Here is a 6,024-nt window from a genome sequence, read left to right as displayed (position 1 = left end):
GCGTATCCCCAGGCAGGGTCGTCAGCGGGAAGCTCAGGGTCGGCCGGTTCGGGCAGGAACGGGTCGACGGGCATGACTCCGGTCGTGCTCGAGGGCAGATCGGATACCTTCATGGCCGCTCATCCTCCGCGAAAGTCGCTGATGCTGACATGATGCGGGGCCCGAGGGTGAGGCAGCCTCACCTCGTCTCGGATCTCATCCAGGTGAGATTTGTCGTCCGATCGACGCGGTGTCAGGTGAGGTGGTGCTCGCGAGCGATCCGAACGGCGGCGATGCGGGAATGGACGTCGAGCTTCCGATAGATCGCCCGCGTGTGGGTCTTGATGGTGTTCAAGGAAAGACAGAGCCCGTCGGCCATCTCGCGCAGGTTCAAGGAACCTCCGAGCAGCCGCAGCACCTCCAGCTCACGGTCGGTGAGCGGTTCGACGGACCGCCCGGGCGCTCCATGGAGGTCGATGACGTCCTGGACGGCAGCAAGCCTGGCCCGCATGGGCCCCATGCCATCTCGGTACCGACTCATGCGATCGGTGGCGTCCGCCACCAGTTCCTGCGCCATGGTCAGCTGTCCGTCCGAGATCGCGACGCGAGCCGTCACCAGGAGGTGGTGAATCGGTCCCCACGGGCCGAGGACGGGACTCCTGAGGCGCAGCGCCAGGCCCTGCTCGAGGGTGGACATGGCATCAGTGATCTTGCCGGCCGCGGCCTGCGCCTGTCCGAGCGCGGTGAACGCCATTGATGCCTGGGGCATGGCACGCAAGCCGTAGGTGTCGACGGTCTCTGTCGCGAGCTCGGCGAGTTCACGGCTGGTTCTCGGCCGCCCTCGTTCGGATTCGACCAGGGACTCGACCGACAGGCTGATCACACTGATGATCGGCGGGGCGGCCTCGCTGTGAGAAGACGTCGCGAGCACACTCTTGGCGAGGTCCAGATCTCCTGCGACGTAGGCAGAGTGGCCGAGGGCGAGATGGGCGATCGCGTGATACGGGGAGCGACCGTCGGTCTCGAGCTCGACGGCTCGACGCGCGCCTTCCGACATCTCGATCGGGCCCTCGTGGCCGACGAGCCCCCGAATCATCGCGATGGACGATTCGACGGAATGCGATCCATCGGGCAGAGGGCCGTCGTTCTGAGACTCCACCAGGATGTTCAGGTGCTCAACGAGGGCTGACTCGTCGCCACACCATGCCGCCAACCACGCAGCCATGACATGTGTTGCCGGGTCGGTGGCGAACGGGTTCCCTTCCAGTGCCTCGAGCCACCCGAGGACAGTCTCGGTCCGGCCGGCATTGACGTACGTCACCCAGTTGGTCTGCATGAGCAGCACCGCATCGCTGATCCGGCCCGCGGCAAATGAGTGCTCGATCGCCTCGTCGATGTGCCCGTGGTCGCGGAACCATTCCGCGGCGCGGGCGTGGAGGGCGTGGAGGCGGTTCGGGTGCGCGACCTCGAGCTCGCCCCGTGCGATCTCGGCGAACAAGTGATGAAAGCGGAACCAATGGGGTTCGTCGTCGAGGGGGACGAGGAAGAGGTTGGTGCGCTCGAGATCCCGGAGCATGCTCGCCGAGTCGGTGATTTCGGCGATGAAGTCGCACAAGGGTGCGCAGAACCGATCCAGGATCGACATCGTCAGGACGAAGTCACGGACGTCGGCCGTGTGCCGGCTCAAGACCTCCTCGATGAGGTAGTCAACGATGAACCGGTTGCTGCCGCTGAACCGATGCACGAACTCATCCGGGTCGGCCAGTCCTGCGAGCGACAGGGTGGCCAGGTAGAGGCCGGCCGGCCAACCCTCGGTGCGCGTCATCAACACAGCAGCGGCGTCGTCAGACAGATTCACCTTCTCGGCGGCCAGCAGAGTGGACGCCTCATCGGCATCGAAGCTGAGATCGGCGGCTCGAAGCTCGGCGAGCCGGCCCGACGCGCGAAGACGACCGAGGCGCAGGCCAGGATCGGCCCGCGTGATGATCATCAGATGGGCCTGAGGGGGCAGGTTCTCGACCAGGAACTCGACGTCATCTCGGCACGCGGGTTCGTGCAGGACGTGGAAGTCGTCGAACAGGATGATGAGGTCCTCGGGCATCGCCGCCAAGGCATTGATCATCGTCGGCAACACGCCGGTGACCAGCTCACCGCTGTTCGACGGCATGGACGCTGCGGCATCGGCGGCCAGGTCGCAGCCGGCTCGCTGCAGCGCCGCTGCGACGTGCGTCCACAGGCGAGCAGGGTCGTTGTCACCTGCGTCAAGGGAGATCCATGCAGCGCTTGGGCCGCTGCCGCGTGCCAACCACTGCGAGACGAGCGTCGTCTTGCCGTATCCGGCAGGGGCCGCGACCAGGGTGACGGGTTGATGTGTGGCGTGGTCCAGACGATCGAGCAGTCGAGTCCGTTCGACCCAGTGCTCGCGGGTCGGTGGCGGGTGAAGCTTCGGCTCGAGGAACGAGTCGACCAACCCCTTCGCCGCGACGTTGCCACCGCGCCTAATGAGTCTGGTCCTGGTCATGGGTGCGTCCTGCTCCCTCTCGCCCCACCAACACCGCCATCATAGGGAACCTCGAGCGCGCGAAAGCACGAATCACGAAACATCGAAAGCCACGCGCGCTGCGGCCTGCACACCCCTGCGTAACGCCCAGGCTCATGACCCCGCTGACGGATCCTCCGGGGAGCCCTCGCTCGAGCCACCGCTGTCACGCGGTCCGTGGAGCTGCTCTCTGCGGATCTCGACGAGAACGAGTCCGCCGCGACGGAGCGCGTCGAGGAGTCCGTGCAGCTCGGCTTCGTCGGCGAGGTCGGCGCGAATGGTCAGGCCGCTTGGGTTGCTGTCGACGGCGATCCCGTCGAAATCGTCGAGCATGGACGGGAGCAGGGTGCCCTCGGCCCGGATCTCGTATGCGGCCCTCGACATGGTGGTCTCGATTCGTCGATGCCATCTGCGAACGGCACCACGATCCCCACTGGTGAGCGTGAGCGCGTCACCCACAACGGGTGACGCCAAGAGCACGACAACCTCGCACGGTGGACCACATGACCAGCACCGGACCATCCGGCTCGCCGACCGGACCAGATGACGACGGGGAAGTGGCTCGACTCAAGGCCGAGATCGACAGGCTCAAGGAGGAATCGAAGACGTCTGACCGTGGTCGCCGGCCAGGGTGGTGGCGACCGGTCGTGGCCGGCCTTCTGATTGCTGTCGCCGCCCTCCTGGCACCGGTGTCAGTGCTTGCGACCTGGGCGAGCGGTCAGATCGAGGACACCGACCGCTACCTCGAGACGGTCGCGCCGCTGGCGAAGGACCCGGCGGTCCAGGATGCGATCGCTGCACGGGTGGAACAGGTGGTCTTCTCCTACCTCGACCTCGAATCGGTGACCGAGCAGCTGGTCGAGGCGATCAACTCCCAGGACCTTCCACCGAGAGTGGCCTCGACCCTCGAGGCCGCTGCGGTACCGCTTGCCGCCGCGATCCGGAATTTCGTCTCCGACCGCATTCACGATCTCGTGAGGTCGGACGCCTTCGAGCAGGCGTGGGTCGAGGCCAACCGGACCGCCCACTCTGAGCTCGTGGCCGCCCTTCTGGGCGAGGGCGGAGGCAGCGTCACGGTCGACCGCGGGTCGGTGAGCGTGAATCTGGCCACGCTCATCAACACGGTCAAGCAGCAGCTCACCGATGCCGGGTTCGGCATCGCCGACCGAATCCCCGAGGTCCAGGCGAGCTTCACGATCGTCGAGTCCGCCGAGCTCTCCAAGGTCCAGATGTTGCTCGGCTTCCTCAACGACCTCGCCACCTGGCTGCCGGTGGTAGGACTCACACTCCTGGCCGTGGCGATCATGGTGTCCCGCGACCGACGACGTGCGGTGCTGGCAGCAGGCCTGGCCGTGGCCGCCGCGATGCTGCTGCTCGGGGCCAGCCTGAACATCATCCGCCCGTTCTATCTGGACGCGCTCCCGGCAAGCTCCTCGCCTGAGGCCGCCGGCGCCGTGTACGACCAGCTGGTGTCGTTCATCCGGATCGCGCTTCGGGGTCTCCTCGTCGTCGCCTTGACTGTCGCCGTCGCAGCATGGCTCAGCGCGCCGACCGGTGCCGGTGCGGCGACCCGCGGGGGCATTGCCCGTGCCATCGCCGCAGTTCGCGCGCGTGGCCCCATGGCGGGACTGCAATCCAGCCGGGTCGGCGTCTTTCTGGCCGAGTACCGCACACCGGTTCGTGTCGGGGTGATCGGAACCGCCGCATTGATCTATCTCCTGCAGGCCCATCCGACGGGTGCAACCGCCCTGACGGTGGTCATCGGCACCGTGGTGTGCCTTCTGATCGTGGAGCTGCTCGCTGAGTCCGGCACCGCCAGTCCTGTGGCGGCGGGCGAATCAAGAGAAGACTAGTTTCGTCGTGCCTGCCCGGGCGGACGTGGCGACGGCTACTCGCTCGTTTCGGTCGAGAAGACCCGGGCACCGACGAACACCAGCACCCCCGAGATGACGGAGATGAGGATCGCGGCCACGATGACGGCCAGGAACCCGCCCACGTCGAGCGCGTCAGTGAGCCCCGCGGTGATGCCGAGCAGTGCCCCGTTGACCACCAGCCCGAACAGACCGAACGTCACGACGGTGAGCGGTATCGATATCAGCCGCAGGACTGGTCCGATCAGCGCGTTGACGAAGCCGAGCACCAGCGCCACCCCCAGAAGGGAGAGGACTCCGCCGTCAATCTCCACCGACGGCACGATCGCCGCGGTGATGGCGATGGCCACGGCTACGGCCAACCACACGAAGATCAGCTGCTTGAACATCCGCTACTCCTAGGACTCGATGCCCTCGGCCCATCGATGGTGCCCGGTGAAGCGCAGGCAGAGCCAGGCGTTGCTTCAGACTAGGCGACGTCTCCAGCCGCAACTCTCACCTGAAACGGGTGAACCATCCGGCCCACCCGGTGCATGCTCGGAGGATCTTCACAGAGCCCTTCCCGCCCCAGTCTCGTCAGGTTCCTTCTTCTTGGTGGGCGCCTCATGCGGCAGATCCTTGGTGAAGGCCAGGGAGAGAAGGGCCAAGAATGCCGCTGCCAGCAGCCCGGTCTTGAGCGCTTGCAGCTGCGCGGACTCGTAGTCGTCGACGAGCGCCTCGGCGGTCGGCTCGTCCAGCCCTGCCTCCCGGGCAGCGGCTCCGATCTGGTCGGCGGACACGAAGTCGATTCCGGACCCGACGGCCACGCCGACCTGCTCGGAGACTGCGCTGCTGATCCGCTCATCGGTCGAGACGTTGGAGACGAACGCGGAGGTGAGCCCGGCTGATCGAGACATTCATCGCCGACTGGTCCAGCACCATGACGAACTGGGCGATGGCCAAGGCCACGAGCGGCAACCAGCTCGTCTTCTGCGAGGGGCTCGTCTCTTGCTCCTGGGAGCTACCGGCAGGCACGATTCTTCATCCCACTCGGTGCAGAGGTTGGTCCGATCGCCGCGCTTGTCGTGGCGTCGGCGCGACCCTAACACTGGCGCAGGGGTGATGAAGTCAATCCCGCAGGTGGGGCAATCACTCACTGCCACACATGACGCAGACCCTGCGATGGGCGTCTCGCGGTGGGGAGACGCGGCAGCCCACTCGCAGGCGCGCTCAGGTGTCGACGCTCCGTCGATTTGGGCGGCGCTCTTCGGCCCGCGCGACAGACCGAGCGGCCTCAAGCTTCTGACGCTTCGTCCATCCATGCGACCGCCCGGTGAGGTCTCGGCGGGGCGCGTGCCTTGTCAACAGTTGCGTAGGATCACCGCATGGCCAAGGAATCGCGAGACATCGAACGCATCTACGAGACCGCTGACGTCGTGGCGAAGCTGCGCCGGCTCGCGGACGCTCTCGAGAAGGCCGATTCGTTCCGCATCCAGATCGCAGGGGAACGGTTTCGGGTGCCCAAGCACGCCCAGTTCTCGATCGAGCACGAGCGTGGTGACGACGAGGAAGAGGTCGAGTTCCAGCTCAAGTGGAATATCGACGGCGGCGACGACTCCGAGGATTCTGGCGAAGTCGTCTGAAGCGTGCATGTGG

At 66.2% G+C, this 6,024-nt stretch carries 6 protein-coding genes; 2 read left to right on the top strand and 4 right to left on the bottom strand.

Annotated elements, in window-relative coordinates; all coding sequences use genetic code 11:
- Positions 1-232: 232 nt before the first annotated feature.
- Both ACRDPN_RS04920 and ACRDPN_RS04915 read right to left on the bottom strand, forming a co-directional pair.
- Positions 233-2,500, bottom strand: coding sequence for a LuxR C-terminal-related transcriptional regulator (locus tag ACRDPN_RS04920; protein WP_431446252.1), 2,268 nt, complete (start codon positions 2,498-2,500; stop codon positions 233-235).
- A gap of 132 nt (positions 2,501-2,632) precedes the next feature.
- Positions 2,633-2,902 carry a hypothetical protein gene (locus ACRDPN_RS04915; protein WP_431446251.1) on the bottom strand — a complete coding sequence of 90 codons (270 nt, stop codon included), beginning with the start codon at positions 2,900-2,902 and terminating at the stop codon, positions 2,633-2,635.
- Positions 2,903-3,021: 119 nt separating this feature from the next.
- Between ACRDPN_RS04915 and ACRDPN_RS04910 the strand changes: the two genes are divergently transcribed.
- Positions 3,022-4,371: a hypothetical protein gene (locus tag ACRDPN_RS04910; RefSeq protein ID WP_431446250.1), complete on the top strand. Its 1,350-nt coding sequence runs from the start codon at positions 3,022-3,024 to the stop codon at positions 4,369-4,371.
- Between the two features lie 35 nt (positions 4,372-4,406).
- Here the strand turns inward: ACRDPN_RS04910 and ACRDPN_RS04905 are convergent, their stop codons facing one another.
- Both ACRDPN_RS04905 and ACRDPN_RS04900 read right to left on the bottom strand, forming a co-directional pair.
- The gene (locus tag ACRDPN_RS04905; protein WP_431446249.1) at positions 4,407-4,778 is read right to left on the bottom strand and encodes a phage holin family protein; all 372 of its coding nucleotides are present in this window, start codon (positions 4,776-4,778) and stop codon (positions 4,407-4,409) included.
- Between the two features lie 159 nt (positions 4,779-4,937).
- Positions 4,938-5,285: a hypothetical protein gene (locus ACRDPN_RS04900; RefSeq protein WP_431446248.1), complete on the bottom strand. Its 348-nt coding sequence runs from the start codon at positions 5,283-5,285 to the stop codon at positions 4,938-4,940.
- 468 nt (positions 5,286-5,753) lie between these two features.
- On the opposite strand from ACRDPN_RS04900, the gene ACRDPN_RS04895 reads away from it, so the two are divergent.
- Positions 5,754-6,011, top strand: a complete 258-nt coding sequence (locus ACRDPN_RS04895; protein ID WP_431446247.1) for an amphi-Trp domain-containing protein — start codon at positions 5,754-5,756, stop codon at positions 6,009-6,011.
- Positions 6,012-6,024: the final 13 nt, after the last annotated feature.

This window comes from Aeromicrobium sp. (genome assembly GCF_050700635.1).
In the GTDB taxonomy this organism is placed as follows: domain Bacteria; phylum Actinomycetota; class Actinomycetes; order Propionibacteriales; family Nocardioidaceae; genus Aeromicrobium.
The sequence above is the reverse complement of the archived record's forward strand: the minus strand, read 5'-3'. Positions and strand labels throughout refer to the sequence as shown.